Source organism: Shimia sp. NS0008-38b (assembly GCF_040370365.1).
Taxonomy (GTDB): Bacteria; Pseudomonadota; Alphaproteobacteria; order Rhodobacterales; family Rhodobacteraceae; genus Shimia.
Genome location: NZ_BAABWQ010000003.1, coordinates 524,573 through 550,834 on the forward strand (window position 1 = coordinate 524,573; position 26,262 = coordinate 550,834).

The 26,262-nt window shown below is 55.6% G+C and carries 33 protein-coding genes; 19 read left to right on the forward strand and 14 right to left on the reverse strand.

Annotation, left to right across the window (positions count from 1 at the left end):
* The first annotated feature begins 124 nt into the window (after positions 1-124).
* Positions 125-670 carry an FMN-dependent NADH-azoreductase gene (locus ABWV47_RS14670; protein ID WP_353313085.1) on the forward strand — a complete coding sequence of 182 codons (546 nt, stop codon included), beginning with the start codon at positions 125-127 and terminating at the stop codon, positions 668-670.
* 110 nt (positions 671-780) lie between these two features.
* Here the strand turns inward: ABWV47_RS14670 and ABWV47_RS14675 are convergent, their stop codons facing one another.
* The 7 genes from ABWV47_RS14675 to ABWV47_RS14705 form a co-directional block, all read right to left on the reverse strand.
* Positions 781-2,400, reverse strand: coding sequence for a dihydroxyacetone kinase subunit DhaK (locus ABWV47_RS14675; RefSeq protein WP_353313087.1), 1,620 nt, complete (start codon positions 2,398-2,400; stop codon positions 781-783).
* An 11-nt stretch (positions 2,401-2,411) separates the two neighbouring features.
* Complete coding sequence (locus ABWV47_RS14680; RefSeq protein WP_353313089.1) at positions 2,412-3,407, reverse strand: ABC transporter ATP-binding protein; 996 nt, start codon at positions 3,405-3,407, stop codon at positions 2,412-2,414.
* Positions 3,400-4,497: an ABC transporter ATP-binding protein gene (locus tag ABWV47_RS14685; protein ID WP_353313091.1), complete on the reverse strand. Its 1,098-nt coding sequence runs from the start codon at positions 4,495-4,497 to the stop codon at positions 3,400-3,402. Before ABWV47_RS14685 ends, ABWV47_RS14680 begins: the two co-directional genes overlap by 8 nt.
* 3 nt (positions 4,498-4,500) lie before the next feature.
* Entirely contained in the window at positions 4,501-4,689 is a 189-nt protein-coding gene (locus ABWV47_RS14690; protein WP_353313093.1) for a hypothetical protein, read from the reverse strand.
* A complete protein-coding gene (locus ABWV47_RS14695; protein ID WP_353313095.1) occupies positions 4,686-5,624 on the reverse strand; it encodes a carbohydrate ABC transporter permease in 939 nt (312 codons plus the stop codon). The genes ABWV47_RS14690 and ABWV47_RS14695 overlap by 4 nt, the downstream gene beginning before the upstream one ends.
* Positions 5,621-6,568: a carbohydrate ABC transporter permease gene (locus ABWV47_RS14700; protein ID WP_353313097.1), complete on the reverse strand. Its 948-nt coding sequence runs from the start codon at positions 6,566-6,568 to the stop codon at positions 5,621-5,623. Before ABWV47_RS14700 ends, ABWV47_RS14695 begins: the two co-directional genes overlap by 4 nt.
* Before the next feature lie 138 nt (positions 6,569-6,706).
* Positions 6,707-8,023, reverse strand: coding sequence for an ABC transporter substrate-binding protein (locus ABWV47_RS14705; protein ID WP_353313099.1), 1,317 nt, complete (start codon positions 8,021-8,023; stop codon positions 6,707-6,709).
* Between the two features lie 194 nt (positions 8,024-8,217).
* On the opposite strand from ABWV47_RS14705, the gene ABWV47_RS14710 reads away from it, so the two are divergent.
* Complete coding sequence (locus ABWV47_RS14710) at positions 8,218-9,240, forward strand: LacI family DNA-binding transcriptional regulator (RefSeq protein ID WP_353313101.1); 1,023 nt, start codon at positions 8,218-8,220, stop codon at positions 9,238-9,240.
* Positions 9,241-9,252: 12 nt separating this feature from the next.
* Here ABWV47_RS14710 and ABWV47_RS14715 read toward each other — a convergent pair whose 3' ends face one another.
* Positions 9,253-9,789: a prolyl-tRNA synthetase associated domain-containing protein gene (locus tag ABWV47_RS14715; RefSeq protein ID WP_353313103.1), complete on the reverse strand. Its 537-nt coding sequence runs from the start codon at positions 9,787-9,789 to the stop codon at positions 9,253-9,255.
* A 297-nt stretch (positions 9,790-10,086) separates the two neighbouring features.
* Here ABWV47_RS14715 and ABWV47_RS14720 point away from each other — a divergent pair, with 297 nt between their 5' ends.
* The 14 genes from ABWV47_RS14720 to ABWV47_RS14785 all read left to right on the forward strand — a co-directional run bounded on the left by ABWV47_RS14720 (position 10,087) and on the right by ABWV47_RS14785 (position 19,279).
* The gene (locus ABWV47_RS14720; protein WP_353313105.1) at positions 10,087-10,419 is read left to right on the forward strand and encodes a hypothetical protein; all 333 of its coding nucleotides are present in this window, start codon (positions 10,087-10,089) and stop codon (positions 10,417-10,419) included.
* 159 nt (positions 10,420-10,578) lie between these two features.
* Positions 10,579-12,111, forward strand: a complete 1,533-nt coding sequence (gene ffh / locus ABWV47_RS14725) for a signal recognition particle protein (RefSeq protein ID WP_353313107.1) — start codon at positions 10,579-10,581, stop codon at positions 12,109-12,111.
* A gap of 3 nt (positions 12,112-12,114) precedes the next feature.
* On the forward strand, positions 12,115-12,627 hold the full coding sequence (locus tag ABWV47_RS14730; RefSeq protein WP_353313109.1) for a GNAT family N-acetyltransferase: 513 nt from the start codon (positions 12,115-12,117) through the stop codon (positions 12,625-12,627).
* Positions 12,624-13,211 (forward strand): GNAT family N-acetyltransferase, encoded by a 588-nt coding sequence (locus ABWV47_RS14735; RefSeq protein ID WP_353313111.1) that lies wholly within the window; start codon positions 12,624-12,626, stop codon positions 13,209-13,211. Before ABWV47_RS14730 ends, ABWV47_RS14735 begins: the two co-directional genes overlap by 4 nt.
* Positions 13,208-13,753, forward strand: a complete 546-nt coding sequence (locus tag ABWV47_RS14740) for a GNAT family N-acetyltransferase (protein ID WP_353313113.1) — start codon at positions 13,208-13,210, stop codon at positions 13,751-13,753. The genes ABWV47_RS14735 and ABWV47_RS14740 overlap by 4 nt, the downstream gene beginning before the upstream one ends.
* Positions 13,750-14,271 (forward strand): GNAT family N-acetyltransferase, encoded by a 522-nt coding sequence (locus tag ABWV47_RS14745; protein ID WP_353313115.1) that lies wholly within the window; start codon positions 13,750-13,752, stop codon positions 14,269-14,271. The genes ABWV47_RS14740 and ABWV47_RS14745 overlap by 4 nt, the downstream gene beginning before the upstream one ends.
* A complete protein-coding gene (locus ABWV47_RS14750) occupies positions 14,271-14,876 on the forward strand; it encodes a GNAT family N-acetyltransferase (RefSeq protein WP_353313117.1) in 606 nt (201 codons plus the stop codon). The genes ABWV47_RS14745 and ABWV47_RS14750 overlap by 1 nt, the downstream gene beginning before the upstream one ends.
* On the forward strand, positions 14,869-15,165 hold the full coding sequence (locus tag ABWV47_RS14755) for a chorismate mutase (RefSeq protein WP_353313119.1): 297 nt from the start codon (positions 14,869-14,871) through the stop codon (positions 15,163-15,165). The genes ABWV47_RS14750 and ABWV47_RS14755 overlap by 8 nt, the downstream gene beginning before the upstream one ends.
* Positions 15,166-15,270: 105 nt before the next feature.
* Positions 15,271-15,636, forward strand: a complete 366-nt coding sequence (gene rpsP / locus ABWV47_RS14760; protein ID WP_353313121.1) for a 30S ribosomal protein S16 — start codon at positions 15,271-15,273, stop codon at positions 15,634-15,636.
* Between the two features lie 17 nt (positions 15,637-15,653).
* Positions 15,654-16,283: a 5,6-dimethylbenzimidazole synthase gene (bluB, locus tag ABWV47_RS14765; protein WP_353313123.1), complete on the forward strand. Its 630-nt coding sequence runs from the start codon at positions 15,654-15,656 to the stop codon at positions 16,281-16,283.
* An 84-nt stretch (positions 16,284-16,367) separates the two neighbouring features.
* Positions 16,368-16,889, forward strand: a complete 522-nt coding sequence (gene rimM / locus ABWV47_RS14770) for a ribosome maturation factor RimM (RefSeq protein ID WP_353313125.1) — start codon at positions 16,368-16,370, stop codon at positions 16,887-16,889.
* Positions 16,886-17,680 (forward strand): tRNA (guanosine(37)-N1)-methyltransferase TrmD, encoded by a 795-nt coding sequence (gene trmD / locus ABWV47_RS14775; RefSeq protein WP_353313127.1) that lies wholly within the window; start codon positions 16,886-16,888, stop codon positions 17,678-17,680. Before rimM ends, trmD begins: the two co-directional genes overlap by 4 nt.
* Positions 17,681-17,828: 148 nt before the next feature.
* Positions 17,829-18,842, forward strand: a complete 1,014-nt coding sequence (locus ABWV47_RS14780; protein ID WP_353313129.1) for an alpha/beta hydrolase — start codon at positions 17,829-17,831, stop codon at positions 18,840-18,842.
* Between the two features lie 107 nt (positions 18,843-18,949).
* Positions 18,950-19,279 carry a YegP family protein gene (locus tag ABWV47_RS14785; protein ID WP_353313131.1) on the forward strand — a complete coding sequence of 110 codons (330 nt, stop codon included), beginning with the start codon at positions 18,950-18,952 and terminating at the stop codon, positions 19,277-19,279.
* An 85-nt stretch (positions 19,280-19,364) separates the two neighbouring features.
* On the opposite strand, the gene ABWV47_RS14790 is transcribed toward ABWV47_RS14785, so the two are convergent.
* From ABWV47_RS14790 to ABWV47_RS14805, 4 genes are all read right to left on the reverse strand, one after another.
* A complete protein-coding gene (locus tag ABWV47_RS14790) occupies positions 19,365-20,459 on the reverse strand; it encodes a hypothetical protein (RefSeq protein ID WP_353313133.1) in 1,095 nt (364 codons plus the stop codon).
* 133 nt (positions 20,460-20,592) lie between these two features.
* Positions 20,593-21,420 carry a glycoside hydrolase family 25 protein gene (locus ABWV47_RS14795; RefSeq protein ID WP_353313135.1) on the reverse strand — a complete coding sequence of 276 codons (828 nt, stop codon included), beginning with the start codon at positions 21,418-21,420 and terminating at the stop codon, positions 20,593-20,595.
* Positions 21,421-21,551: 131 nt separating this feature from the next.
* Positions 21,552-21,944 (reverse strand): hypothetical protein, encoded by a 393-nt coding sequence (locus tag ABWV47_RS14800; protein WP_353313137.1) that lies wholly within the window; start codon positions 21,942-21,944, stop codon positions 21,552-21,554.
* 72 nt (positions 21,945-22,016) lie between these two features.
* Positions 22,017-22,430 carry a MarR family winged helix-turn-helix transcriptional regulator gene (locus ABWV47_RS14805; RefSeq protein WP_353313139.1) on the reverse strand — a complete coding sequence of 138 codons (414 nt, stop codon included), beginning with the start codon at positions 22,428-22,430 and terminating at the stop codon, positions 22,017-22,019.
* A 308-nt stretch (positions 22,431-22,738) separates the two neighbouring features.
* Here ABWV47_RS14805 and rplS point away from each other — a divergent pair, with 308 nt between their 5' ends.
* The gene (gene rplS / locus ABWV47_RS14810) at positions 22,739-23,110 is read left to right on the forward strand and encodes a 50S ribosomal protein L19 (RefSeq protein WP_353313141.1); all 372 of its coding nucleotides are present in this window, start codon (positions 22,739-22,741) and stop codon (positions 23,108-23,110) included.
* Positions 23,111-23,121: 11 nt separating this feature from the next.
* Positions 23,122-23,343, forward strand: a complete 222-nt coding sequence (rpmE, locus tag ABWV47_RS14815) for a 50S ribosomal protein L31 (protein ID WP_353313143.1) — start codon at positions 23,122-23,124, stop codon at positions 23,341-23,343.
* 120 nt (positions 23,344-23,463) lie between these two features.
* On the opposite strand, the gene ABWV47_RS14820 is transcribed toward rpmE, so the two are convergent.
* Positions 23,464-23,877 (reverse strand): winged helix-turn-helix transcriptional regulator, encoded by a 414-nt coding sequence (locus ABWV47_RS14820; protein ID WP_353313145.1) that lies wholly within the window; start codon positions 23,875-23,877, stop codon positions 23,464-23,466.
* 91 nt (positions 23,878-23,968) lie between these two features.
* On the opposite strand from ABWV47_RS14820, the gene ABWV47_RS14825 reads away from it, so the two are divergent.
* Entirely contained in the window at positions 23,969-24,706 is a 738-nt protein-coding gene (locus tag ABWV47_RS14825; RefSeq protein ID WP_353313147.1) for a YdhR family protein, read from the forward strand.
* 50 nt (positions 24,707-24,756) lie between these two features.
* On the opposite strand, the gene ABWV47_RS14830 is transcribed toward ABWV47_RS14825, so the two are convergent.
* Complete coding sequence (locus ABWV47_RS14830; protein WP_353313149.1) at positions 24,757-26,142, reverse strand: DUF3179 domain-containing (seleno)protein; 1,386 nt, start codon at positions 26,140-26,142, stop codon at positions 24,757-24,759.
* Positions 26,143-26,262: the final 120 nt, after the last annotated feature.

Genomic DNA, 26,262 nt, shown 5'->3' on the forward strand with positions numbered 1-26,262 from the left:
AACGTCAAATCAATATGTGCATTTTCAAACATGAGCTGCGCAATAATCGATGTTGAGTGTAAAATTACAATAGCTAATTTCTAACGCACACGCATCAGTTACACGTCCAAAAGGAACCGACGCCATGTCACTCACAGTACTTCACATCGACAGCTCCGCCCGCTTTACAGACTCAGCCTCACGCACAGCCTCGGCGGCGCTGGTGAGCAAACAAAACCCAGATACGGTGATCAAGCGCGACTTGTCCACCACCACTCTCCCGTTTTTGGACGAAGCCTTCACCCAAGCCACTTTCACTCCAGTTGATGCCCGCACAGACGCGCAAAACGACGCATTGAAAATTTCTGACGAGCTTGTCGCCGAACTGCAAGCTGCGGACACGCTGGTGATTGGTGTTGCGATTTACAATTTCGGCATACCTGCTGCTCTCAAAGCTTGGATTGACCAAATTGCCCGCGTTGGCGAGACCTTCGCCTACACCGAAAATGGCCCCCAAGGATTGCTCAAAGATAAGAAAGCCATCATCACAATTGCATCCGGGGGCACTGAAATTGGCTCTGACATCGACTTCGCCTCAGACTACCTGCGCTTTGTGCTGGGATTTGTTGGCATCTCTGATGTGACCATACTGAACAACGACGGCGTTGAAGTCGCCCCCAAAGCCGCCTAATGCGCATCCCCCGCTGCATTTGGTGAAACGCTCCATAGAGAACCACTCCCGATGCAGCGGGAATACCCTGTGACATCCAAAAGGGTGTCAGTTTTGCCACGCAATTGGCTTCATGACAAAATTCCTTCAAACAATCTGGCAACAGCTTCTGCACCCGGGTCAGTGTGGCCCTTTAGTTGATCCGCACTGATGTAAGACGCTCGGCCTGCCTTGGCTTGCGTTATGGACGCGGTCAATGTGGCACCCTCACGTGCAGCAAGCGCTGCAGCCTCAATCCCCTCATCCAACGCTTCAAGGGCCGGATGCAGCGCGTCGACCATTGTCCTGTCGCCCAAATTCGCTCCACCAATCTTTTGCATGCGGTTCAAGCCTTCTTTCAAAGCATCCACCATGGGCAACCCACTGGAGGCAGCGTCACCCGCGGCTGTGAAAAAGATCGCAAGCAAAACACCGGAAGACCCGCCCATTGTCTGGCTAAGTTCCTGACCGATGGCGCGGTACAACTGGGTGGGATCTGCAAGTGGTAGTCGATCCAATGCGCCAATCAGTGCCCTAGCGGCGCCGGACAGTGTTGACCCTGTGTCGCCGTCACCCGATTTTGCATCCAAGGCATTGAGGTCAGGTTCAGCGGCAATAAGTAAGTCACAGCATTTCGTCAAAAACGCTCTGGTTTCAATGTGCTCTGAGGGGATCGGTTGGATCGGGGACAGTCCATCGGGGAGTTCAACAATTTCGACGGGCCGCACCGGTATAACACCCGTCCAAGCGTTGGGTTCAACCGGCGCCTGCAGAAGTATCTCTTCCTCTGGGTTCGGTGCATAGACCGATATGGAGAAGCCGCGCATGTCCAAAGAGGTCATCAAAGCGGCTGGACCGATGATCAGTTTGATCTTATCGCCAATGGATGATGACAATAGCTCATTGGCCAAAATAGACATTTCAAGAACCGACGCGCCCCCAAGGTTGTTCAGCAGAACCACATGCGGCGCGTCCTCCATGAGATGAGCCAACTTATCACTGACCGCTGCGACGGCCTGCTTTGCAGTTTCATAGTCGATTTGCTCAACACCGGCTTCACCGTGGATGCCAAGACCCAGTTCCGCTTTGCCAGATGCGATCCGCTCCTCCTTTGGAGAGCCCGGAACGGTGCAGGTGTCCAAAGACATTCCAAGGCTCTTGGTCCCCGCCACAACCCGGCTGGCCGCAGTTGCAACTTGCTCCAAAGACTGGCCTTTTTCAGCCAACGCCCCTGCAATCTTGTGCACAAACATCGTCCCGGCCACACCACGGGGTTGTGGCAATTCTGGCAGCGCAACGTCATCATCTACGATCACCATATTGACCTTGAGACCAAAAGCCCGCGCGCGTTCGGCTGCCAGGCCAAAATTCAGCCGATCACCTGTGTAGTTTTTCACAATCAACAAACACCCGGCAGGCCCGGTCACCGCCAATATGCCTGCAAGAACCGCATCAACAGACGGCGAGGCAAAAACGTCTCCACAGACGGCTGCTGTCAACATACCTTTGCCAACAAAGCCAGCATGCGCTGGCTCATGACCTGAGCCGCCTCCAGAGACCAATGCAACTTTAGATTTGTCCCAGTCTGTGCGCATCACCACGCGGATATGCGGATATCCATCAAGCCGCGTTAACCTGCCTCCTGAGCCTTTGATCAAGCCATCAATTGCCTCGGTGACCGTGTTTTCTTTTTCATTGATGAAATGTGCCATCATGATTTCCTTTATGCGATGCGGGTGCCGCTGGCGTCGAAATAGAATGGGTTTTGCGGGCGAATTTTAACGATGTCACCAGAACGAAGCGGGGTGTGCGGTTCAGTCACTGTGATCAGGTCGTGATCTTTGAAGGACAGGTGTAGACGCGTCTGATCACCCAAATGCTCGACACGTTCAACAAGACTGTCCTCACCGTCGCCTTGATAGATTTGCTCAGGGCGCAGCCCAATTTCGGTGGCATTGGCGGGAGCGCCTTCAAAGACATCTGCTGGCAACACGTTGATACGCGGTTGCCCCAACCGGCTGGCCGCATAAACACTCACTGGATCTTCGTAGATTTCACGGGGGGTACCAAATTGCACCAACCGGCCCTTGTCCAGCACACCCACATGGGTTGCCATCGTCATGGCCTCAATCTGATCGTGGGTCACGTAGAGGAGGGTCGCGCCGGAATTGGCCTGAATGTTCTTAAGTTCGACACGCAGGTCAGAACGCAATTTGGCATCCAAAGAACTGAGTGGTTCATCCATGAGGTAGACCGAGGGGTTGCGCACCAACGCCCGTCCGATGGAGACACGCTGCATCTCCCCCCCTGACAGCGCCGTGGCCTTATTGTCCAGCTTGTGAGAGATCTGCAGCACCTCTGCGACGTCTCCCACCTTACGTTTGATGTCGTCGGCCTGCGTTTTAAGCAGGGGAGATTTAAGAGGGAACTCAAGGTTTTGACGAACTGTGAGATGCGGGTAAAGCGAGTACTGCTGAAACACCATCGCCACATCGCGTTGAGCAGGCGTCAGGCCAGCCATATCGCGCCCGCCGATATGCAACTGTCCGCTGTCAGGCAGATCAAGCCCCGACACCATCCGTAGGGTCGTCGTTTTCCCCGCACCAGTTGGTCCCAGGAGCACAACAAACGACCCGTCAGGCACCGTCATTGATACATCCTCAAGCGCGACATCCGGTCCAAAGGACTTTGACACATTGGTCAGTTTGACTTCAGCCATGAGACAACACTCCTTCATTCGCCACAGATTTCAGTGCCCGGCCCGTTTCACTGCTAAACAGCGTGATCGTGCGAGGATCAAAGTGCAGGCCAGTTGTGTCGCCCACTTTGATTTTGTGATGACTGGCAATGCGCGCCTTGATCACCCCGTTTGGGGCTTCAAAGCTCACAATTTGCGTGGTTCCGAGGTATTCGGTTGCGGTCACTCTCGCTTTGTAAGGCGCATCGTCATTGAGCCTTACGTGCTCGGGCCGGATGCCAAAGGTCAATCCACCATGTGCCCCTTCCAGTTGTTCCGGAATGCCAAACGAGCAGCCCGACAGATCAACCGATGTCATCCCGTGGCCAACCATTCCGTGAAAATCGAGGAAGTTCATGGGTGGTGAGCCAATGAATTCGGCCACAAAGCGCGTTGCCGGCCAATCGTAGATGTCTTGAGGGACACCAAATTGCTCAACAACCCCATGGTTCATGACGACAATTTTGTCCCCCATTTGCATGGCTTCGAGCTGATCATGAGTGACATAGACCGTGGTGGCCCCCATTCGGTCATGCAGCGCGCGCAGCTCTTCAGACATATGCTCGCGAAACTCGGCATCCAACGCGCCCAGAGGTTCATCCATAAAGAACGCCTTGGGATCACGCACAATCGCGCGCCCCAGCGCGACCCGCTGGCGATCGCCGCCAGACAAGCCACCAACCGGGCGGGACAGAATGTCAGAAATGCCCAGAATCTCCGCGACCTCACCAACTTTGCGTTTGACTTCGGCCTTTGGCATCCCTTGGGACAACAGAGGATAAGAAATGTTCTTACCCACGTTCATATGCGGGTAGAGCGCAAACATCTGGAACACAAAGGCAATGTCGCGCTGGCTGGCGGGTTTCATACCGACCTCTTCGCCGTCGATAAAAATCTCACCAGATGTGGGCAACTCGAGCCCGGCCATCATCCGCAAAGTTGTGGTCTTGCCACATCCAGACGGGCCCAAGAGCATGAAAAATTCGCCATCTTCAACGGTGAAGCTTGAGGATTTCACCGCATTGAACGACCCGAAATCCTTGCGCAGGTTTTGTATATTGATCTGGGCCATGACTTACTCCGGAAAGTGGCTGACAATGATGAACATCACCGTCCCGACGAGTGTGATGATGAAAGAGTACGTGAAGAGCCACAGCGCAAAAGGCTGCATCAACATCACCACTCCCACCGCGATCAGAATCGAGGCCAACATCTCCCAAGGACCGCGCCGCAGACTCAGGATACCTTTGATAAATCTACTCATTTGCGAACCGCTCCGAATGTAATGCCGCGCAGAAGGTGTTTGCGGAGAAGGATGGTGAAGACCATGACAGGAACCAAAAAGATCGTGGCGCCCGCGGCGACAGCGGGCCAGTCTTTGCCGCCGACACCAATGATGGTGGGAATGAAAGGCGGTGCGGTCTGGGCTGTGCCGGAGGTTAAAAGCACCGCAAAGGCATATTCATTCCAAGCAAAAATCAGGCAAAAAATGGCCGTGGAGGCGATACCTGTTGCCGCTTGAGGCAACACAACTTTGTAAAAGGCCTGAAACCTTGTGTAGCCATCAATCAGCGCCGCCTCTTCATACTCAATTGGGATTTCGTCGATGAAACCTTTGAGCAGCCAGACCGACAGCGAGAGGTTCACCGCTGTGTAAAGAAGGATCATGCCCAAATGGGTGTCATTTAGGCCCAGATTGCGAAACATCAGAAAAATCGGGATCGCGACGGCAATCGGCGGCATCATCCGCGTGGACAGGATAAAGAACAGCAGATCGTCCTTAAGGGGCACCCGAAAGCGGCTGAATGCATAAGCCGCAGCGGTGCCAAGGATCATGCAAAGCGCCGTAGACCCAAAGCCTATGATCACCGAGTTCATGAACCGCGCACCATAACGCGACGGACCAGCAATGACCTGACCTTGGTCGCGGACAATCTGCTCATACCAAGTATCTGCCGGTGCAAGATCATCACGATCGTTTTCGTTTATGCGTGTGCGTGTGGTGAACAGATTCACGTAGCCCTCAAGCGTGGGCTGAAACACAACCTTGGGCGGATAGGCGATTGAGTCCGAGGGCGATTTAAACCCCGTTGCGACAATCCACATGAGCGGCATGATGGTGATCAATGCGTAAAGCACCACCAATAGGCCAGCGAACCATTTTGTCCGTTGGGACGGTTCTGTGACTGAGAAACTCATCTTTCTTTCACCTTGTTCAAAGCTTTGACATAGATCGACGCCAGGCCGAAAACTGTGACAAACAGGATGACGGCGTAAGCCGAGGAATAGCCGGTGCGCCATTTCTCAAAGGCTTCGCGTTTGAGGTCGATAGACGTCAGCGTGGTGGTGTTGCCCGGCCCCCCACCTGTCAGTTGAACAACCAAATCAAACATTTTGAAGTTCTCGATCCCACGGAACAGAACCGCCAACATCAGAAACGGGAGAACCATCGGAATGGTGATTGTCCAAAACTGGCGCCACTTACTGGCTCGATCACATTCCGCCGCCTCGTAAATAGAGTCTGGGATTGAGCGCAATCCTGCCAAACAGATCAGCATCACAAAAGGCGTCCACATCCAGGTATCGGCAATCACAATCGCCCAAGGTGCAAGATGCACATCCCCGATCATCGAAAAACTGGCCGGATCTGCACCGCTGAAAAACGCGATGACGTAATTGAACAAGCCGATCTGAGGTTGATACAAAAAAGTCCAGAAATTGCCGACCACAGCCGGGCTCAGCATCATGGGGAACACAATGATTGTGGTCCACAGATCGTTGCCCTTAAACTTCTTGTTGATGAGGTAGGCCAAAGTGAAACCAATCAAGACCTGCAACACAATTGTCCATATCAGGAAGTGCGCGGTGGCTTGCATGGTATTCCAAATGTCGCTGTCACTTAGGATGCGCTCATAGTTGCGCAATCCCACCCATTCGACATCGCGGTTGGGGCGATTAACTCGAAAGTTGGTAAAGCTGAGACGGATCGTCCATATCAGTGGGAAGATGTTCACTGCCAACAACAAGAATATTGAAGGTGCAACGAATATCCACGCAATCGTGCGATCCGAAAGACCGCGAATGCGCCTTGCAACCGGGTCAGGTGTGGCCTTCGCGGCTCTGGCGATCGGCGAGTTGGTCATGGTCAAGTTTCCTTCTTCGCGACCTCCACTGAGAGGTTCGCGTCGAGCATATCCGCATGTGTGTTGAATTGAGAAATCGCTCTGACCGAACGGTCAGCGGTTGGTCGGGCGCCTCAAACGCCCGACCAGACTGAAAGCTTAGATCTTACCTTCATCTTCAAAGACTTCGATCCAGTCTTTGACAAGCCCGTCCAAAGCTTCCTTTGCAGTGCCTTCACCGGCGATCACATAGCCATGCACCCGTGCCTGCATCGCCAGCAACAACTCGGCATAGGCGGGCTCCGCCCAGAAATCTTTGACGATGGCCATGGAGTCCAAGAAAGTCTGCGCATAAGGCTGGCTTGTGGCAAACTCCGGATCTTCAACCACTGCACGCAGCGCAGAATATCCACCTGACTCCCACCATTTTTGCTGAACATCAGGTTGGGCAAACCACTTGATATATTCAAGCGCGGCGTCCTGCTTTTTGGAGGCTGCCACAACCGAAATCCCTTGCCCGCCAAGTTGGGCAAAATGTCCATCGGGACCAGCCGGGTTTGGGAAATAGCCAGATTTTCCGCCACCCACGTTGGGATCAGCCTCAACACCGGGCCAGATAAAGGCGAAGTTCATCTGCATTGCGACCTGACCGGACTTATAGGCGTCGATGTTTTCACCCATGTACCAGTTTGACGACCCCGGAGGTGTGGCCGTGTCATAGAGCTCTTTGTAGAACTCAAGACCTGATACCGCGCCGTCTGAGTTTACAAACCCTTCAAGATCGTAGGGCTTGTCTGGGTTGCTGTATTCAAAGCCATAGTTGTAAAGCGCATTGGTCACGCCCATCGTGATACCTTCGGACCCCCGTTCGGTATAGATTGCCGCTCCGTACACGGTGTTGCCGTCAATCTCGCGCCCCTGAAAGAACTGCGCAATGTCTTTGAGTTCGCCCAAATTGGCAGGCACACCCAAATCACGCCCATGTGCTGCTTTAAATTCAGCCTGCACCTCTGGCCGCTCAAACCAATCTTTACGATATGTCCAGCCAACAACGTCGCCAAAGGCAGGCAACGCCCAGAAGTTTGGCGAGCCCTTCGGCCATTCTGCATAACCCGTGACCGTGGCGGGAATGAAATCCGCCATGTCGATGCCTTCTTGGGCAAAGAAGTCGTTCAACTTAACGTACTGACCGTTTTCGGCAGCGCCCCCAATCCATTGACTGTCACCAATCAACAGATCACAGAGCTGTCCACCGGAGTTGAGCTCGTTGAGCATACGGTCTGCAAAGTTTGGCCAAGGCACAAACTCAAAGCTCATTGCGTGGCCAGATTGGGCCTCGAATTCTTTGCTGAGTTCCACAAGTGCATTGGCCGGATCCCACGCAGCCCAACACAAAGTCAAATCTTCTGCTTTGGCGGCATGGGTTCCGGCGGCCAAAGCAATTGCGGCTGCGGAATATATCAATTTCGTCTTCATGGCGAATACCCTCCCTAGATTTCGGATCAGCGCGGCTCCTCCGCCACGAATCGATCAACGCCTCCATTGCTAAATGAGGTGCGTACCTCAGATCAAGATATTTTTGAGGTACGCACCTCATTTAGTATTGCAAATCTTGGAAATACCCATCAAAAGTGCCAAAGAAATATGCAAAAAGCGGGGCACTCCGACACATGCGTCCAACGACCAAAGATCTGGCAGAGACAGCGGGCGTGAGCTTGGCAACTGTTGATCGCGTGCTGAATGGACGATCCGGTGTCCGACAAAAAACCATTGATGCCGTGAATGAGGCGATCAGGTCTCTTGGGTTTGAACGCAATCAATTCGCCGCCACGCTTGCCCGTCAAAAAGGCTATCGCTTCGCGTTTATTCTGCCAAAAGACGGAGACGAATATCTGGCTGAAATCATCAAGCGTATCGAGGAAACAAAAGAAGCCGGTCGCGCAGAGATGCTTGATATCAAGGTTTTACGTGTGGATGAACAAAATCCCCACGAAACCGCACGCTACCTCTCGCGCCTGAAAGGCGAAGACTATGATGGCGCCGCGATCATGGCGCCCGAGACACCACAAATTCGCGATGCCATCCGCCGCATGAAAGAGCGCGGCATTCTGACAATTCCCTTTGTGTCCAATCAGCGGGACGAAGACCAACATGATTTTGTGGGCATCGACAACCGCGCTGCCGGGCGAACCGTGGGACGTCTGATGGGGCGGTTCATCGGCCCCCGTGAGGGCACGATCGCCGTTTTGACCGACACGATGCAGGCCCGAGACAGCCTTGAACGGCGCCTTGGTTTTGATGAAGTGATAAATGGCTCGTTTCCAATGCTGTCAGTCTTACCCACGCTGGAAACATACGGTGAGCCGGAGCGGACATTTGACATCGTGCGCAATGTTCTGTCCCACCAAAAGGCCTTGGCCGGGTTCTACGTAATGGGATCTGAAGCGCGTGTTCCACTTAAGGCACTTGCAAACTTTTGCGACACACAGACCTTTACAGCGATTGCGCATGAAAAGACGCCGACGACCATCCAGGGATTGCGCGCAGGCAAACTTGACGCCGTTGTGACACAGGATCCAGGACACCTCGTCAGAAGCGCCGTGCGAATTCTGCGCTCCAAATGCGAAAACAGAACCACCTTGGCGTCTCAGGAAAAAATTCGCATCGAGATTTTGATCGAAGAGAACCTGTGACCGTGCGTCCGATCAGGACACCTCCAACACCTCGGCGCTCACACCTACGCGGTCAAAAAAACCCCACAAATCGGCGACATCCATCGCGACAGTCCGGTCATTGACCAGCGGATGCATGTAGATCCGATCCGCGCCCTTCACGGCGGCATCAATCAAGAAACGCACATTGTTTTGCGCCCCATTGATCATCGCCAACGGCGTCACCGCACCCGGCCGAACACCTAAGGTCTGCATCAACCGATCAGGCGAGCCGAACGACAACCCACCCACGCCCAACTGCGCCCCCAAGGCCTTCAGATCGATCTCCCGATCCTGCTCCAGCGTCACCAGATAATTGCGCTTCTTCTTGTCGCGCAGATACAGGTTCTTCACCCGAAACGCCGCCTCGCCGGGCACCTCCATGGCATCCTCAACCGACTTGGCATCCTCCACCGTGCGCAGCGGCACATGCTCGTGCAGCATATAGTCCAATCCCCAGCCTTGAAGCTGCGCCAAAAGCGCATCCGAAGTGATGGGCAACGTGTCCTGAAACTGAGATGATGCGTCCATCGATCTTGATGCCTTTTTTTCATTTCATCTTGCCTGTCCGACCACGCATTCTGATTATATACAACCCGCACCACACAAATCACTTGAAATGGTCGCGAATGCAGTGCCAACACTACAACCAATGAGAGTGACGCGCATTTCCTCCGATGGTTTGACCTTTGAGTGGGGCCCAACGTGGCGCGCGCTTCCATTTTGTGCCGCTTGGCTCGCTATAGTCTTGCTTGTTGAAAAATCTTCACCGGCGAACGGACCTTTAGCGACTACTGGGTCGCTCTCGTCTTTTCCTTAGCATGTGCGGTGGGTGTTTTTGGCTCCCTGCAATACAAGACACTTTCACTGGATCCAGAATTGAAAAAAGTTCTCTGGTACAGAAAAACTTTGCTTGGCATTCGCAAACAGGAATATTCCCTACCGGACCTAAAAGTTGCGAAGTACTCGAAAAAGGAAACTGAGGACGGAAGCAGCTTCCCTCTTCATCTGTATTTTCAAACCAGCTCGACAGCCTACCTTCACCTTGCGCTCGATGGCGCTGAGGAAAGGGAGGAAAAGCAGTACATCGAAATCAGCACGACCATCAACACTTGGCTCGCAAACCACCGCCCTGTTGACTCCTCACCTCCACAGGCGTAAACGCGCACCCAATTCCGGGAGTCCGTCAAACTTCCGGTCCTAGGCCTTGTGCCGGGATCGCCCCCCATCAGCGCGTCGCGCCCATGGGGGACATTGGCGTTTGGCCGGTCCGCACCTATATTGCGGGCCATATTGAAACGGTGAAAGGAACCGGCAGCGATGTTTGAAAATCTAAGCGAACGCCTCTCCGGAGTCTTTGATCGCCTCACCAAACAGGGCGCCCTGTCTGAGGACGATGTCAAAACCGCCTTGCGCGAAGTGCGCGTTGCTCTGCTTGAGGCCGACGTCTCGCTGCCAGTGGCGCGTGATTTCGTCAAAGCCGTACAAGAAAAAGCCACCGGTCAGGCCGTCACAAAATCTGTGACCCCCGGTCAACAGGTTGTGAAAATCGTTCACGACACGCTGAAAGATGTGCTTGCAGGAGATGAGAGTGCTGAACCCGGCACACTGAAAATCGACAACCCGCCCGCGCCGATCCTGATGGTGGGTCTGCAAGGTTCTGGTAAAACCACCACCACTGGTAAGCTTGCCAAACGCCTGACCGAGCGCGATGGCAAACGTGTGCTGATGGCTTCCCTCGACATCTACCGCCCCGCCGCGATGCAACAGCTCGCCATTTTGGGCACGCAAGTTGGCGTCGACACCCTGCCGATTGTGGCGGGTGAGACCGCCGTTCAGATTGCCAAACGTGCGAAACAACAGGCCACCTTGGGTGGCTATGACGTCTACATGCTGGACACCGCCGGTCGTCTGCAGATCGACGAGACCTTGATGCAAGAGGTCGAAGACGTGCGCGACGCGGTCAACCCGCGCGAAACGCTGCTGGTTGTGGATGGTCTCACCGGTCAGGTCGCCGTTGAAGTCGCTGAAGAATTTGACGGCAAAATCGGCATCTCCGGCGTGGTGCTGACACGTATGGATGGTGACGGCCGCGGCGGTGCGGCGCTCTCCATGCGCGCAGTGACCGGCAAGCCGATCAAATATGTGGGTGTGGGTGAAAAACTCGACGCACTGGAAACTTTTGAAGCGGACCGTGTCGCCGGTCGCATCCTTGGCATGGGCGACATCGTCGCGCTGGTTGAGAAGGCTCAAGAAACCATCGAGGCCGAACAGGCCGAACGCATGATGAAGCGCTTCCAAAAGGGCCGCTTCAACATGAACGACATGAAAATGCAGCTTGAGCAGATGCAGAAAATGGGCGGCATGGAAGGCATGATGGGCATGCTTCCGGGCATGGGCAAAATGGCCAAACAGGTGCAGGACGCGGGTTTTGATGACCGCATGATTGTGCGTCAGGTCGCCATGATCCAATCCATGACCAAGATGGAGCGCGCCAACCCGCAGCTCCTGCAAGCCAGCCGCAAAAAGCGCATCGCCAAAGGCTCCGGCATGGAGGTTTCTGACCTCAACAAACTTCTGAAAATGCAGCGCCAAATGGGCGACATGATGAAGAAGATGGGCAAAATGGGCAAAGGCGGCATGCTCAAGCAAGCCATGAAAGGCATGGTTGGCGGCAAGGGCGGCGATATGGCTGGTATGGCGGGCATGGACCCCACCCAAATGGACCCCAAACAGCTTGAAGCGGCGGCCAAAGCATTGGGTGGCAAAGGCGGTATTCCCGGTGGCCTGCCCGGTCTGGGCGGCGGCATGGGCCTGCCCTCTGGCCTGTCTGGCTTTGGGAAGAAAAAGTAAGGGATGACCATCGCCCCCACCATATCCACTGCGCGCTTGACGCTGCGCCATCACGTGCTCGAAGATTTTGAGCCGCTGGCCGCGCATTTCGCGACGGATTGGGCGCAGTATATGGGCGGCCCGATTTCCGCCGATGAGCTGTGGCGCTGGATCGGGGCCGAAATCACCAGTTGGCAATGGCTGGGCTATGGCAGCTGGGCGGTAGATCTCACCGAAACAGGCACGCTTATTGGTCAGGTTGGCATTAACAAGCCGCCACGCTTTGCCGAAACCGAAATTGGTTGGTGCATCTTCCCAGAAGCACAGGGCAAAGGCTATGCAGCAGAAGCAGCCCGCGCGGCGCGCGATTGGGCGTTTGACACCAAAGGCATGCGCACCTTGGTAAGCTACATTGATGCCACCAACACGGCGTCCATGTGCTTGGCCGAAAGGCTTGGCGCAACCCGTGACGATCGCGCCGCGCGGCCTGACCCAGCCGATTTGGTGTATCGCCACACGCTGGAGGGCCGCGTGTGACACCTCACACCGCATATCCTTGGGAGGCACCTGCCTCCGGCGCTGCCGCCGCTTTGGCGACGCAGCTGGCGATGAGTGTGCCCACGCTGGAAACCGCGCGCCTGACGCTGCGCGCCATTCAGCTGTCTGACTTTGACACCTTTGCCGACATCCTGATGAGTCAACGCGCGCTCTATATGGATGGACCATGTGATCGCGAGACCGCTTGGTCAGAGTTCACCCAATGCGCCAGCGGCTGGATGTTGCGCGGCGCGGGGTATTTCACCATATTGCTGCGGGACACAGGCGCCGTTGTTGGCTTTGTCGGCATGGGAATGGAATATGGCGATCAGGAACATGAACTCGGCTATTTCTTAACAGCCGAAGCCGAAGGCAAAGGTTACGCAACCGAGGCCGCAGAAGCGGTGCGCGACTACGCGCTCGGGCATCAGGAAGTGCCCTCTCTGGTCAGCTACATCGATCCACCGAACACATCCTCTGCCGCAGTCGCGGCCCGTTTGGGCGCAACCCGCGACACGCTCAGCGAAGCTGCATTTGACACCCCTGTTCAGGTCTGGCGCCACCAGCTGGAGGCCTACGCATGATGCGCTACGTTGTCCCCCGTCTGGAAACAGAACGACTCATCATGCGCGCCCATGTGGAAAGCGACATCGAATCTGAGATCGAGTTCTACCAAACGGACGCTTCGGAGACCGTTGGCGGTCCAATGGAGCCCACAGACGTCTGGCGCTATATCTCCATGATGATGGGGCATTGGGCTCTGCGCGGCTACGGCTTCTGGGCATTGGAAGAAAAAGCCACCGGCATCTACTTGGGCCGCGCCGGGCCTTGGATGCCAATGGGTTATGACGAACCCGAAATCGGCTGGACCCTGATGAACCACGCGACAGGCAAAGGCTACGCCACCGAAGCCGCTCTGGCCGCGCGCAGCTATGCCTATGATGTTTTGGGTTGGGAAACCGCTGTGTCGCTCACCCTTCCGGACAACATCGCGTCCCAAGCGGTCGCCAAACGTCTGGGCGCCACACTGGAACGCACATTTGAGAGCAAATACGGCACAGCACAGGTTTGGCGTCACCCCAGGCCGGATGATCTCGAAAACGGCGGAATGGAGGCCTACGCATGAGCCTCAAGTTGGATATCCCGGTGGTGGAAACGGACCGCCTCGTTTTGCGCGCCCCGCGTGAGGACGATCTTGAGGTTATCGCCAACTTCTTCGCATCCGAGCGCAGCCAGTATGTGGGTGGACCCAAAAATCGCGCCGAAAGCTGGCGCGTGATCTCTGGCCACCTTGGTCATTGGGTGGTGCGCGGATATGGTATGTGGCTGGTAGCGGACAAAGCCACCGACACCGCCGTTGGATCCGTCGGCCCATGGAACCCCGAGGGCTGGGACGAACCCGAACTCGGCTGGCACCTCTATGAAGGCCACGAAGGCAAGGGCTATGCCTTTGAAGCAGCCGTGGCGGCCAAAGAATACGCTGCCGCCCACTTCGGCATTCCCGCCCCGATCAGCTACATTGACCCTACGAACTCCCGCTCTGTCGCCTTGGCCACGCGCCTTGGCGCGACATTTGAGCGAGAGAGCGAGGTCATGGGCAAACCCTGCCACGTCTATCGCCATCCAAAAACGGAGGGCTTCTGATGTCAGACATGACCATCCCCGTTCTGGAAACCAAACGCCTGATCCTACGTGGACCTGAGCCCGAGGATTATCCAGACTTCAAGGCCACATTCGCCTCTTACCGGTCTCGCTTTATGGGCGGTCCTTTAAATGCCTATGAAACATGGATGCTCTACGCGGCTGAAATCGGCCACTGGAACATCCGCGGCTACGGCATGTGGATGATCCACGATAAGAAGACCGACGAAACACTCGGTATGGCTGGCGGCTGGTTCCCAGCCAAATGGCCAGAGCGTGAAATCGCTTGGATCATCTGGCCCGACAAAGCTGGACACGGTTACGCACTGGAGGCCACCCACGCCGTGCGCCGCTATCTGTATAACGAGTTGGGGTGGGATGGTGCCGTGTCCTATATCGACCCCAAGAACCTCGACAGCATTCGGCTGGCAGAGCGCCTCGGCGCTGTAAAAGACAAAACTGCCCAATCTGTTGATGGGCATGACGTGGTATATCGCCACCCTTCACCAGAAGCGCTGGCCACCACACAAATCGGCGATGCCATCGAGATGGAAATCAGCCACTACGCCGACCCGATGTTCAAACCGAAAGGCTACGCACTTGACTGATGCAGTAACCCGCGCCGCTGATGTGCTCGCTGAGCACCGTGACAGCATCGACCGCCTCGATGCGATCCTTGTCTATACGCTGGGCGAGCGGTTCAAACACACACAGGCTGTCGGGAAACTGAAAGCCACCCACGACCTTCCTCCGTCCGATCCGACCCGCGAAGCGAAACAGATCGCACGACTAGAAGATCTTGCAAAACGGGCCGATCTGGATCCCGAATTTGCCAAGAATTTCCTGAATTTCATCATCGCTGAGGTCATTCAGCATCACAAGAAACATCAGGAATAACAAACCGTTGAGCAGGAAAAATCCTGTTCTTCGACACAGACCCGCACCGTGCCGGTGCACACCAAACGCACCCCGGTGCACATGCCAATTTAGGAGATACAAACCATGGCTATGAAAATTCGTCTCGCCCGCGGCGGTTCTAAAAAACGTCCTTTTTACCGTGTTGTTGCAGCAGACAGCCGCATGCCACGTGACGGCCGCTTCATCGAGAAACTGGGCACATACAACCCACTGCTGCCAAAAGACAGCGAAGAGCGCGTAAAACTGAACATGGAGCGCGTCCAGTACTGGTTGGATCAAGGTGCGCAGCCTTCTGATCGTGTGGCGCGCTTCTTGGAAGCATCTGGCACGCTGGCAAAAACCGAGCGTTCCAACCCAAACAAAGCGAAGCCTGGCAAGAAAGCTCAGGACCGCGCTGAAGAAAAAGCCGCCAAAGCAGCAGAAGCTGCGGAAGCACCAGCAGAAGAGTAAGTCAGATTGGCCCCGGAATGACCGATTTCACTTCAGATTTCCGGGACGATTTGCAACGGCTCATGCAGTGGCGGCGCGATGTGCGCCGCTTCCGCACCGATCCCGTAGACGAGGCACTCCTAACGGAGTGCCTCGACACGTTTCTGCTGGCCCCATCTGTGGGCCTGTCAGAACCTTGGCGTGTCCTGCGTGTTGACAGCAACACCGCCCGCACCGCCGCACTTAGAAATTTCGAGGCCGCCAACGCCACCGCTCTGGCAGGATATGATGGCGCGCGCGCAGCGCTTTATGCCGATCTAAAGCTGTCAGGCATGAAGGACTCCCCAATCCAACTGGCCATCTATTGTGATGATGCCACCCCCAAAGGCAGCGGCTTGGGAGCTGCCACCATGCCGGAAATGCGCCGCTATTCTGTGGTTGGCGCCATCACCCAATTCTGGCTGACCGCGCGCAGCTTTGGCCTTGGTGTGGGTTGGGTGTCGATCCTTGACCCGGATCAGCTAAACCGCGATCTGGACGTCCCTGCCGATTGGTCGCTTGTCGCGTACCTCTGTGTGGGCTGGCCCGAAGAGCTGTCTGACACGCCTGAACTCGCCAAAGCCGGATGGGAGGACAGAGACACCTCTGTTTCCGTCCAAACCCGATAAACCCACAAATGCAATGATCCGCCTCCCTTGCGTCCCGCCACGCAATCAGAGAAAACGGGAGTTAAGCAAAGCAAAGGCCCCGCTATGAGCGACACCACCTCTGAACTTGTCTGTGTTGGCGCCATTGGCGGCGCCTACGGCGTGCACGGCGATGTCCGCCTCAAGAGCTTCACCGCAGAGACCTTCGCCATTCAGGACTATGCCCCGTTGCTGACCGAAGATGGTGCCTTTGAATTTGACATCGACATCACCCGCGCCATCAAAAACGGTCTGGCCGCGCGCCTGTCGGGCATCGTCACCAAAGAACAGGCAGATGCGCTCAAGGGCGTCAAACTTTTTGTCCCACGCAGCCGTCTGCCGGAAACCGATGAAGACGAATACTACTACACCGACCTCGTGGGGCTTGAAGTGCGCGACACGGGCGGCACCGTTCTGGGCACCGTCAAAAACGTGCTGAACCACGGCGCGGCTGACCTGCTGGAGGTGCTGCCACCAAACACCTCTGAAACCGTCTTTTTACCCTTCACAATGGCGGCTGTACCCACTGTAGACATCGCTGCAGGCCGCATCATTGCTGATCCGCCCGAAGGGGTGTTTGACGCATGAGCGACAAACCCAAATCACACGGGCGCCTCTCGATTTCTGCAAGCCTAAAGCCGCGCGAATTGATCAGCCACACGCCCCGTCTCGCGGGTGTCTGGACCGCGCGCCTGATCACACTGTTTCCAGACGCCTTTCCCGGCGTGCTGGGCGAAAGCCTCACCGGAAAAGCGCTCAAAGATGGCAAATGGCAGCTGGAAACCACCAACCTGCGCGACTTTGGCCTGACCAAACACCGCAACGTCGATGATACCCCGGCGGGCGGCGGTGCCGGCATGGTGCTGCGCCCGGATGTGTTGGGCCCAGCCATTGCACACACTATGCGCGGCGCGCGTGGGAACTGGCCTTTGGTCTATCTGTCCCCCCGTGGACGCCGCTTTGATCAAAGCATGGCGCGCGCGTGGTCCAAAGCGGATGGCATCACCCTGCTTTGTGGCCGCTTTGAAGGTGTGGATCAGCGCGTGCTGGATCACTTCAACATCATGGAAGTGTCCTTGGGAGACTTTGTGCTCACAGGCGGCGAGATCGCCGCGCAAGCCATGATTGACGCCACCGTGCGCCTGCTGCCGTCTGTGCTCGGCAACGCTGACAGCATCGAAGAAGAAAGCCACTCAAATGGCCTTCTAGAGCATCCGCAATATACCAAACCCGCAGAGTGGCAGGGCCACGCCATTCCAGATGTGTTGATGTCCGGTCACCACGGCAACATCGAAAAATGGCGCCGCGAGATGTCTGAGGAGATCACCAAAGAACGGCGTCCCGATATGTGGAGTGCCTATGAAGCCAAGCAAAAGTAGCGTCACGTCCTGAGCATGATTCAACGGCAACACTCAAAACACCTCTCCTCATCAAGAGGTTTTGTAGGTCCCGGCGGCTTGACATTGGAAAATGATGCCACAATATCGATGCTTAACAGCGCGCTAAGTCTTCCGTCACAGCCAGCCAATGAGCCAATGTTGGACAGAGCCAATTTCCGTTCAGCATATCTATCTGGACTGGACGATGCCCCTTTTTCGAAATGCTGTATTAGGCCTTGCAACGCTGTTCACTTGCGCCAACGCTGTCTTGAGTGAAACCATCACCATTCCCGGCCCTGCGGGCCCCCTTGCAGGGGATCTTCTTGATCCGGGCGAAGCAGCACATATCGTGATCGTTATTCCCGGATCGGGTCCAATTGATCGTGATGGCAATATGCCGGCGTTTCACTCAAAAACAGATCTCTACAAACAGCTCTCTGAAGCTCTGGTGGCGGAAGGCATCGCCACATTGCGCGTCGACAAACGGGGGTTCTTTGGCAGTAAAAACGCCATAGCAGACCCAAATGACGTTACCATTGAAGCCTATAGTGACGACATGTTGAACTGGATTGCACGGGCCAAAGATGTTGCGCCATGTGTCTGGCTCGCCGGTCATTCAGAAGGCGGACTGGTCGCTCTCTTCGCCGCAAGCACAGCACCAGACAACCTGTGCGGCGTTATCTTGATGGCTGCAAGCGGCCGGCCAATTGGTGAGCTGTTGATCGAACAGATGGAAGCCAACCCCGCAAATGGCCCCATTTTAGAAGATGCCAGGGCTCTTGTTTTGGACTTGGAACAAGGCAAAACCCGCCCACTGTCAGAAATCCCTCCCGCCCTACATGGCCTCTTTCAGCCGGGTCTACAGCAATACATGATTGATCTGTTTTCACACGATCCACTGGTACTTGCACAAAAATGGGATCGTCATACGCTGATCCTTCAGGGCGATCGTGACCTGCAAGTCACTCCGAAAGACGCGGAACTGCTCGCACAGGCCCTGCCTCAGGCGCGACTTGTCTTTTTGGAAGGTGGCACACACATTCTGAAACAGGATGTACCAAACAGTCCCTATGCCACCTATTCTGATCCAACTCTTCCGCTCCATCCTGACCTCGTCCCCGCGATCATCAGCACACTGGCAGATGCCGGTGGCGCAGACTAAGGCTTCTGCATCACGTTCCGCACCTGCGACGGACAGCAAGTCCTTGCACCTTTGACCCTCTCTATGCTCTTGTCTGCCCATAGTAATTCTGAACAGGGACCAACGACATGGCCGCCAAATTTGAACTCTACACCGACAAAGCTGGTGAATACCGCTTCCGCCTAAAAGCTGGCAACGGCGAAAACATCCTCGCCTCAGAGGGATACAAGCAAAAATCCAGCGCAGAAAACGGCATCGAATCCGTCAAGAAAAACGCCGCCGAAGAGGCGCGCTATGAGCGCAAGGAAACGGCCGCTGGCAAATTCATGTTCAACCTGAAAGCCACCAACGGCCAAGTGATCGGCACCTCGCAGAGCTACACAAGCGCCTCGGGCCGCGACAACGGTATTGATAGCGTGATGCGCAATGCACCAGACGCTGACGTGGTCGAGGTCTAAGTCTAGCCTTCGAATGGTAAAAGATGCGCGGATCGGGCGCCCCACGCCCCCGACCCGCGCGCTCCCTGGGAGGGGATCCAGGAAGCTACAGCGTCGGCGGCATTGCCGCCAATTCTCCCACGATCACTTTGATAACTTTTGAGCGCAGCGGCCCCAAACGACAGTCGCGTTGGATGTTCGTATCTGCGCAAAACTTCACCACTGCGTTTAGAGTTCGCGTGTTGAAGATCCCCGTCGTTTTCCCCACACGATACCCACGTGTGCGAAGCTCTTCTTGTAGCACGTGAACAAAAGCATTCTTGTCTAAGCGTGAGACCACCAAAACCGCCCGTGCATAATCTGAACGCGCGGTTTGCGCGATGATCTGTTCCGCCTCTTTTCGAAAGGCGCGTGCATCATGCGTGTCATAAGCCAACAAAAGTCTATCCTCTGCCCGAATGCGCCCGCGCAGCCCCGCGTGTGCAACCATCTCCGCGCGGAGGGCCAAAGCCTCTTTGTCGGTTCTTTCGCGCCAAAGCCTCAGCAAACCCTCGGCCGCCTGCCCTCCTGTTTTTCCGTCGTCATTGCGCGCTGTGCTGATCATGTGTTCAGACATCCGCACGGGGTCGACGTCAAACGTCTTCCCAGCATTCATCGCCATCAGGACCACCTGCATCGACGTCATGTCTCCAGCTTTTGCAAACCGAGTTAGCTCCGCGCGCCCAAACTCCACATCAGACTTTGCCCCAAACTTTCCCTCATAGTGATAGATCGCCCGAATGACCTGCGCTTTTTCGATCCCGGCGGCGGACGCCAATGTCAGCTGTTCCAGAGCAGCATCTGTTTGACCTTGCCTCATCAGCACTTTCCCAAGGGAAGTCCGAACGCCTTCGCGTCCGCCGTCAATCGCCTGTTTGTACCATTCAATTGCGGCGTCCGGGTCTGGCACGGTGCCGACCCCCTTAAGGTGGTAGTAGGCCAACTTAGCTTGCGCACGCGCGTTCCCGGTCTGAGCCAACGCCTGCATCTCTTGATACGCAGCAACGACATCTTGGGTCCCTGCCAGCCCGAGCCGCAGAGACTCCGCCAACGCATAGCGCTCTTTCTCAGACAAGACCTGCTCCGAAGAGGCCATTGCCTCTTTGGCAAACACGGTCGCAAGTACAAGAATTGATAGTGCCAGCAGTGCCAAACGTCGCATGTGTACCTCCTGTGCCCAAGTTGCGTTCACAATGCGCGAATTGCCGATGCCAAACACCGTCCCAAACGGGTGTCAGCCTATTCTTTGGGTCAGGTCACCCTCACCTTTGCGGCACAAATGGATGTGTATCACCTCAAGGCAACAGGCGATCCCGCCACTTCACCCACCCCTCAGGTGTGCCTCTAAACACGTTCAGATCAACAGGGCCCTCAATGCCGTCAACGCGCCCGGTGCCACTGTATTGCCAGAACATCCAATAGGCGCCGGGGTAAGTCTTCTGAGGATGATCCGCAACTGATCGCAACCAGAACTCGGTCCCACCAAGCGCGCCAATCCCGGTGTCACGATAGAAATCAACCGTGGTGTACACAACCGGACGCCGCCCATAATGCGCTTCCAAAATGTCGAGAAATTTGCGCGCCTCGCGCCGCACATCTCGCCCGTGGGGCCGCAACCTGCAGGTTCGCGACTTTGGTGTCCATTCCATATCCAACACATGAGGCAACGGCGCTCCTCTGGGCACATTGCGGATAAACCACTGGGCCTGAGACTCCGCTGACCGGCAGAAATAATAATAGTGATATGCGCCCCAGGGCACTCCAGCGGCAACCGCGCCTCGCCGGTGCGTGTCAAACATCGGATCTGCCACATCACCGCCCTCCGTCGCTTTCAAAAAGGCGAAATTGACACCTGCTCTGCGCGCTTGTGCCCAATCAATAGAGCGTTGCCAGCGCGACACATCAATACCGTGCACGGGATAGGTTTCCGGCGCCCGACGATCCCACTCAACGGGGTCATCATCCCCAAACCTCGGATAGGTCACAACCTGTCGGGCCAAAGCGGACACCCGCGCCGCCTTTTGCGCCGCGGCCGCATCCACTGGTGTGGCCACCCTGCCCGCGGACCGCCCGCAGCCAAACACCAAACTGCATGCCACCATCATCCAGACAAAACTGCGCATCACTCACCCAAACAAAATTACATCAAATCAATTGTCTTACACACAGTAGGCCGCGCCATTGTCTGATTTTGCAAGCGCGGAAACCCTGACGCTGCGTGGACGGCAACTCGCCGCCCACGTCATAGGAACACCTAGTTCGCTTTGGCTTTTTGCGCCAAGAAGATTTCCTTCGCTTGCAATCCCTTTAGGGCGGGCAATCCAATGGCGTGCACCACCAAAGCCCCCAATTTGCACAATGTCGCAAACACCAACGCATCCATGAACCATCCCAATGGAACACCGGCCGCTCCCCAAAAAGATGGCAATTGTGCAAACGCGTCAAACACCCAGCGGCCGGTTGCGGCATGCACGCTCAACCCGATCCAAAACCCTGCGCAATAGGGACAGCGCCATTGCTCATAAAGCGCCTGCAGGGGTTTGGGCAGCATGCCAAGCAAGCGATTGAACCACCTTCCCCAATGCGGCAGGTGTTCCCAAAACAGCTGATGCACCGCGATTCCTAACAGAACATTCTCAACGTTCATGACACTTCCACCCTTATGTTAGTTAGATTTACTTACTATATTTGGCGCAATGAAACCCTTCACACCCCAACCTCACTGACCGGATGTTGAACGTGGTGAAATCGCCTGCCCCAGACTCGGCGGCAACTCAGACGCGATCTTGGCATATAAACGCTGTCCGCCCGCCAATTTGATCTGCCCTTCTTCGGTCAAAATAATGTGCTGCGCCCGTGCATCGACTTGGCATTGAAACCGCGTCACCCAACCCCTTGCCTCAAGTTTGGACACCATCGTGCTGGCACTGGCTTTGGTAACCCCCAAAGCCTCGACGATATCCTGCAAATGTTGACCGTGAACATCCTCATACCGCTGGAGATCAGCCTGCTCCTGTACCGCGCTCAGGTATTCGAACTCGCTGAAACTCACCCCGGCTTCACGCGCGGCTTTTGACCACGCGCGGTGGCAAGCCTGATGCAACATTTGCAATGAGTGCGCTAGATCTGACATTGGAATCCCATATAGTTCGCTTGTCTAACTATGTATTTCCCCGCACAGTGTCAACAGACTTGCATCAAAGCCCTGATTGGCCTAGACACCGCCTGTCCGCGGCTCTTCTGAGTCGTTCGGACGTGCTGTGCATTGCGACAGTCTCCGGTTTCTTCGCTGGCGATGACAAAGACACATCACATTGGACGACAAGAAAAGACGACCTGATCTCTGGCGGGCGCTGCGGCGGACCCGGAAGAAGACCGAGAGCTCTGAGGTGCATCAAACCTTTGTGGATATAACCACAAGCAACATAGGAGATGATCCCAATGGATCTGATCGCACAGCTCGAAGCGGAGCAAATTGCTGCGCTGGGGAAAGACATCCCCGATTTCAAAGCCGGTGACACCATCCGTGTCGGCTTTAAAGTGACCGAAGGTTCGCGCACCCGTGTGCAGAACTACGAAGGCGTTTGCATCAGCCGTAAAAACGGTGGCGGCATTGCTGGTTCGTTCACCGTTCGCAAAATTTCCTTTGGTGAAGGTGTGGAACGTGTGTTCCCACTGTTCTCGACCAACATCGACAGCATCACTGTTGTGCGTCGCGGTCGTGTTCGTCGCGCCAAACTGTACTACCTGCGTTCGCGTCGTGGTAAATCCGCACGTATCGCAGAAGACACCAACTACAAAGCAAAAGCGTAAGGAGCGGTATCATGAAAAAAGACACTCATCCCGATTACCACTTCATCGACGTGAAAATGACCGATGGCACCATCGTCAAGATGCGTTCCACCTACGGTTCCGAAGGCGACACACTGGCGCTGGACGTCGACCCATCCGTGCACCCAGCATGGAACGGTGGCTCCACCCGCTTGATGGACGCCGGTGGCCGCGTGTCCAAATTCAAAAAGAAATACGAAGGCCTGGGCTTCTAAGCTTAGCAACCAACGTTTCAGAAAACGCCGCCTCCCTCGGGGCGGCGTTTTTTGTTGGAGACTGTCCCGACAAACACGGTCCTGCACGGCTCGAAGTCGCCTGTTCAGCCACTTGCAGCGTCACGTCTCCTTGCCCTCCAGGATCGCAGCTTCAAATCCAGCGCGATCAGATTGAACCGCCTCAAAAGTGCTCTGCATTGGATCATCAGCTTCGTTGTACGTGCCTCCCCATAGAACAATTTCGGCCAGCAGCGGTGCAAGAGCCCGCCCTTTCGGCGTCAATTCGTAAATAGAACTGCGCCAGTTGGCTGGGTTCTTGTATTTCTCAACAATCCCCCGGTCCTCCAAATGTTTCATCCTCTGGACAAGTATGTTTGAGGATATCCCCTCCCACCCATCCAACAGCTCGGCATATGTCTTCGCGCCTTTGATCGCGAGATCGCGAACGATGATCAAAGACCAACGGTCACCAAAGACGCTGAGCGCGTAATCGATGGGGCATCCAGACAAGTTTCGTCTCGGTTTTGTGTTCATAGCACCCGTATAAATTATCATATTGCAAATTGCAATTTGATATGTGAGACATGAATCACCTTGCATTTTGCAAGTTGATAGGAGCACTCGCATGAAACCACCCAAACCTACCGAACTCTCTCGCCGACAATTGTTGGTTGCAGCCGCCGGAGCTGCTGTGACCCCAATCGCCGTTCAAGCACAGGAAAAATCGATGACACCAAAAGCTTTCGTTTACACCGAAGTCGCCATTTCAGTTCCGTTCGACCAAGCCCCGTGGCCAAAGATCAACGAGGACATCAAGAAACAACCGGGCTTTTTGAACAAAACTTGGCTGCATGGTCATGGCACCGGGTCCCTTGGAGGGTTTTATGCGTTCGACAGTCTGGAAAACGCCCGCAGTTTTGTAACCGGCTATTTTCCCACGGAACCTCGCGCCTTTGGAGTTGCGCATAATACACGCGTTTTTGATGCCGTGACTGTCAGAGAAGCCAGTGAAGACCTCGGAGCGCTCCACTACGGAGCACCGTCCCCCGCAACCCCTCCGGGAGCATTTGTCTATACTGAACTGCAGTTTTCCCAGCCTTTCGAAACCTTCGACTGGCGCGCACGAAATCAGAAACTCAAGCAAGTTCCCGGCCTCCAGAACAAAGTCTGGCTCAGCGGCGTTTCAACCAACACGCTGGGTGGCTTTGATGCCTTTGACTCTGTGGACTCTGCCCTCAGTTACGCGATCGACCAGTTCCCAGAAGTTGCGGCAAATTTGGGAGCAGCGTTTTACACAAGGGTCTTTGATGCAACGACGACAGCGGACGCCAGCCGTCAAATGCGGTCACCATTTTACATCTGATTAAAACGACGTAGCGCGCCTCGGCCGAAACCGAGGCGCGCTCAAACCCATCACCCGCGCCACAGCTCCGTCCCCGGATAGAACTGTGACCAAGCAAACCAAAACGCCTGATGACTGCCCAGGTCTTTTCCGCCGACATCCACCGCTCTGATACCCCCGGCATCCAACACCAGCCGCACATTCTCCACCGTCACTTCCTGTCCGGCTTGCAGCGCGACCAACGCCTTCGCGCGTTCAAACGCCACAGGTGTGCCAGAGGCCGTCACAATCCCGATCACATCTTCATGTACAGGTAGGCGCGGGTCGACGTCGCCCACAGGGAAAATCGGCCCATCCGCATCGCGCCCATTGCGGAAATCAAAGTCCCGCCCCAATGCCAGCTCCTCAACCAGCACTGTTGTCTCCGGATGCGCGGCCTTCCAAGCCCCCCATGTGCTGGTCACCACACTCGCCTGCTCCAATTGAATGCCGCGTTTGGCCAAGGGGCCGGTCACAGCTTTACCCAAAAACGTGTCAAAGACAGAGTAGGTTTCCACGTCATACATGACCTTGTTGGATCGGATCAAAAGCCCGGACGTGCGCAACACCGGTCGCTTTACGCCCGCTGGCATGCGATCCGTGAAATACGCCTGTGCCGCGCCACAGAGAGTACAATACGGAATGCCAAGATCACGCCCCCCCAACGTGTCATTCACCATCTCGCGCACCTCCATGATGCGCCGCGGGTAAGCACGCGCCTCACCGTTTATCTCCACCCCAAACACAATTGCATCATCCGCCAACCACGTGGCCGCTGCCGCACTGCTGACCTCAGGATTGTCCGCCGCCGGGATGCAATTGCACAGCTCATCGGTGGTGTCATACGCCCGGTCATCGATCATCACACCGCCCCAAGACACGTGCCGCCAATCGATGTCGCCTTTGACAAAAATCTTGTCCCAACCGGGCACAATGTTGGTGAATATGGCCCGCTTGGCCTTGAGGTATTTGGGCGGCGCAGGAATGTCCCACGCGATCAAATGATCCGTCACAATCCCCCAATGATTGTAGTTAGGCAGTTCTTTATCCAGCAACCGCCCCGCGGCATCTCCCAACACAGCCGCAAACTCTGGCCCAGTGGCAAACCGCATCAAATCGCTGATGATCCAGACCAATCGTGGATCACCTGAGGCCGCGATTGTCTCCAAAGCGATCGCTTGATCCGGCCCCCATCCGCCTTGAGTAATGCTGTCGATAAAGGCCACTTTCACCGCCGAGCGCACGTCTTTTGACAACGGCCCCGTCGGCACCTCAGGTGGAGTGCCAAATTCGGCAACCACATATTGCGGCAGCCCCTCCACATCTTGCGCGTGCACAAAATGCGCCGCAAAAAGCATCGTGAGCAGAAACACTGCGTGTCTCCAGCCGCGTATCCAGACGCGCGTTGTTTGTTGCATGACCATGTCTTCCCTGTGCAAATTTGTGCACCACCATCGGCGCATTGACCGTGTCTGGCCAATCACCTTTGGATCAAACTCTGGTGAGTGGCCTGCGCCTCTGCCGCCACACACAGCCTG

What these genes read in the sequence shown, in the direction of transcription:
- ABWV47_RS14670 (WP_353313085.1), top strand. Translation starts at nt 125, where the DNA reads ATGTCACTCACAGTACTTCACATCGACAGCTCCGCCCGCTTTACAGAC.
- ABWV47_RS14675 (WP_353313087.1), bottom strand. Translation starts at nt 2,400, where the DNA reads ATGGCACATTTCATCAATGAAAAAGAAAACACGGTCACCGAGGCAATT.
- ABWV47_RS14680 (WP_353313089.1), bottom strand. Translation starts at nt 3,407, where the DNA reads ATGGCTGAAGTCAAACTGACCAATGTGTCAAAGTCCTTTGGACCGGAT.
- ABWV47_RS14685 (WP_353313091.1), bottom strand. Translation starts at nt 4,497, where the DNA reads ATGGCCCAGATCAATATACAAAACCTGCGCAAGGATTTCGGGTCGTTC.
- ABWV47_RS14690 (WP_353313093.1), bottom strand. Translation starts at nt 4,689, where the DNA reads ATGAGTAGATTTATCAAAGGTATCCTGAGTCTGCGGCGCGGTCCTTGG.
- ABWV47_RS14695 (WP_353313095.1), bottom strand. Translation starts at nt 5,624, where the DNA reads ATGAGTTTCTCAGTCACAGAACCGTCCCAACGGACAAAATGGTTCGCT.
- ABWV47_RS14700 (WP_353313097.1), bottom strand. Translation starts at nt 6,568, where the DNA reads ATGACCAACTCGCCGATCGCCAGAGCCGCGAAGGCCACACCTGACCCG.
- ABWV47_RS14705 (WP_353313099.1), bottom strand. Translation starts at nt 8,023, where the DNA reads ATGAAGACGAAATTGATATATTCCGCAGCCGCAATTGCTTTGGCCGCC.
- ABWV47_RS14710 (WP_353313101.1), top strand. Translation starts at nt 8,218, where the DNA reads ATGCGTCCAACGACCAAAGATCTGGCAGAGACAGCGGGCGTGAGCTTG.
- ABWV47_RS14715 (WP_353313103.1), bottom strand. Translation starts at nt 9,789, where the DNA reads ATGGACGCATCATCTCAGTTTCAGGACACGTTGCCCATCACTTCGGAT.
- ffh (WP_353313107.1), top strand. Translation starts at nt 10,579, where the DNA reads ATGTTTGAAAATCTAAGCGAACGCCTCTCCGGAGTCTTTGATCGCCTC.
- ABWV47_RS14730 (WP_353313109.1), top strand. Translation starts at nt 12,115, where the DNA reads ATGACCATCGCCCCCACCATATCCACTGCGCGCTTGACGCTGCGCCAT.
- ABWV47_RS14740 (WP_353313113.1), top strand. Translation starts at nt 13,208, where the DNA reads ATGATGCGCTACGTTGTCCCCCGTCTGGAAACAGAACGACTCATCATG.
- ABWV47_RS14745 (WP_353313115.1), top strand. Translation starts at nt 13,750, where the DNA reads ATGAGCCTCAAGTTGGATATCCCGGTGGTGGAAACGGACCGCCTCGTT.
- ABWV47_RS14750 (WP_353313117.1), top strand. Translation starts at nt 14,271, where the DNA reads ATGTCAGACATGACCATCCCCGTTCTGGAAACCAAACGCCTGATCCTA.
- rpsP (WP_353313121.1), top strand. Translation starts at nt 15,271, where the DNA reads ATGGCTATGAAAATTCGTCTCGCCCGCGGCGGTTCTAAAAAACGTCCT.
- bluB (WP_353313123.1), top strand. Translation starts at nt 15,654, where the DNA reads ATGACCGATTTCACTTCAGATTTCCGGGACGATTTGCAACGGCTCATG.
- rimM (WP_353313125.1), top strand. Translation starts at nt 16,368, where the DNA reads ATGAGCGACACCACCTCTGAACTTGTCTGTGTTGGCGCCATTGGCGGC.
- trmD (WP_353313127.1), top strand. Translation starts at nt 16,886, where the DNA reads ATGAGCGACAAACCCAAATCACACGGGCGCCTCTCGATTTCTGCAAGC.
- ABWV47_RS14780 (WP_353313129.1), top strand. Translation starts at nt 17,829, where the DNA reads ATGAGCCAATGTTGGACAGAGCCAATTTCCGTTCAGCATATCTATCTG.
- ABWV47_RS14785 (WP_353313131.1), top strand. Translation starts at nt 18,950, where the DNA reads ATGGCCGCCAAATTTGAACTCTACACCGACAAAGCTGGTGAATACCGC.
- ABWV47_RS14790 (WP_353313133.1), bottom strand. Translation starts at nt 20,459, where the DNA reads ATGCGACGTTTGGCACTGCTGGCACTATCAATTCTTGTACTTGCGACC.
- ABWV47_RS14795 (WP_353313135.1), bottom strand. Translation starts at nt 21,420, where the DNA reads ATGCGCAGTTTTGTCTGGATGATGGTGGCATGCAGTTTGGTGTTTGGC.
- ABWV47_RS14800 (WP_353313137.1), bottom strand. Translation starts at nt 21,944, where the DNA reads ATGAACGTTGAGAATGTTCTGTTAGGAATCGCGGTGCATCAGCTGTTT.
- ABWV47_RS14805 (WP_353313139.1), bottom strand. Translation starts at nt 22,430, where the DNA reads ATGTCAGATCTAGCGCACTCATTGCAAATGTTGCATCAGGCTTGCCAC.
- rplS (WP_353313141.1), top strand. Translation starts at nt 22,739, where the DNA reads ATGGATCTGATCGCACAGCTCGAAGCGGAGCAAATTGCTGCGCTGGGG.
- rpmE (WP_353313143.1), top strand. Translation starts at nt 23,122, where the DNA reads ATGAAAAAAGACACTCATCCCGATTACCACTTCATCGACGTGAAAATG.
- ABWV47_RS14820 (WP_353313145.1), bottom strand. Translation starts at nt 23,877, where the DNA reads ATGAACACAAAACCGAGACGAAACTTGTCTGGATGCCCCATCGATTAC.
- ABWV47_RS14825 (WP_353313147.1), top strand. Translation starts at nt 23,969, where the DNA reads ATGAAACCACCCAAACCTACCGAACTCTCTCGCCGACAATTGTTGGTT.
- ABWV47_RS14830 (WP_353313149.1), bottom strand. Translation starts at nt 26,142, where the DNA reads ATGCAACAAACAACGCGCGTCTGGATACGCGGCTGGAGACACGCAGTG.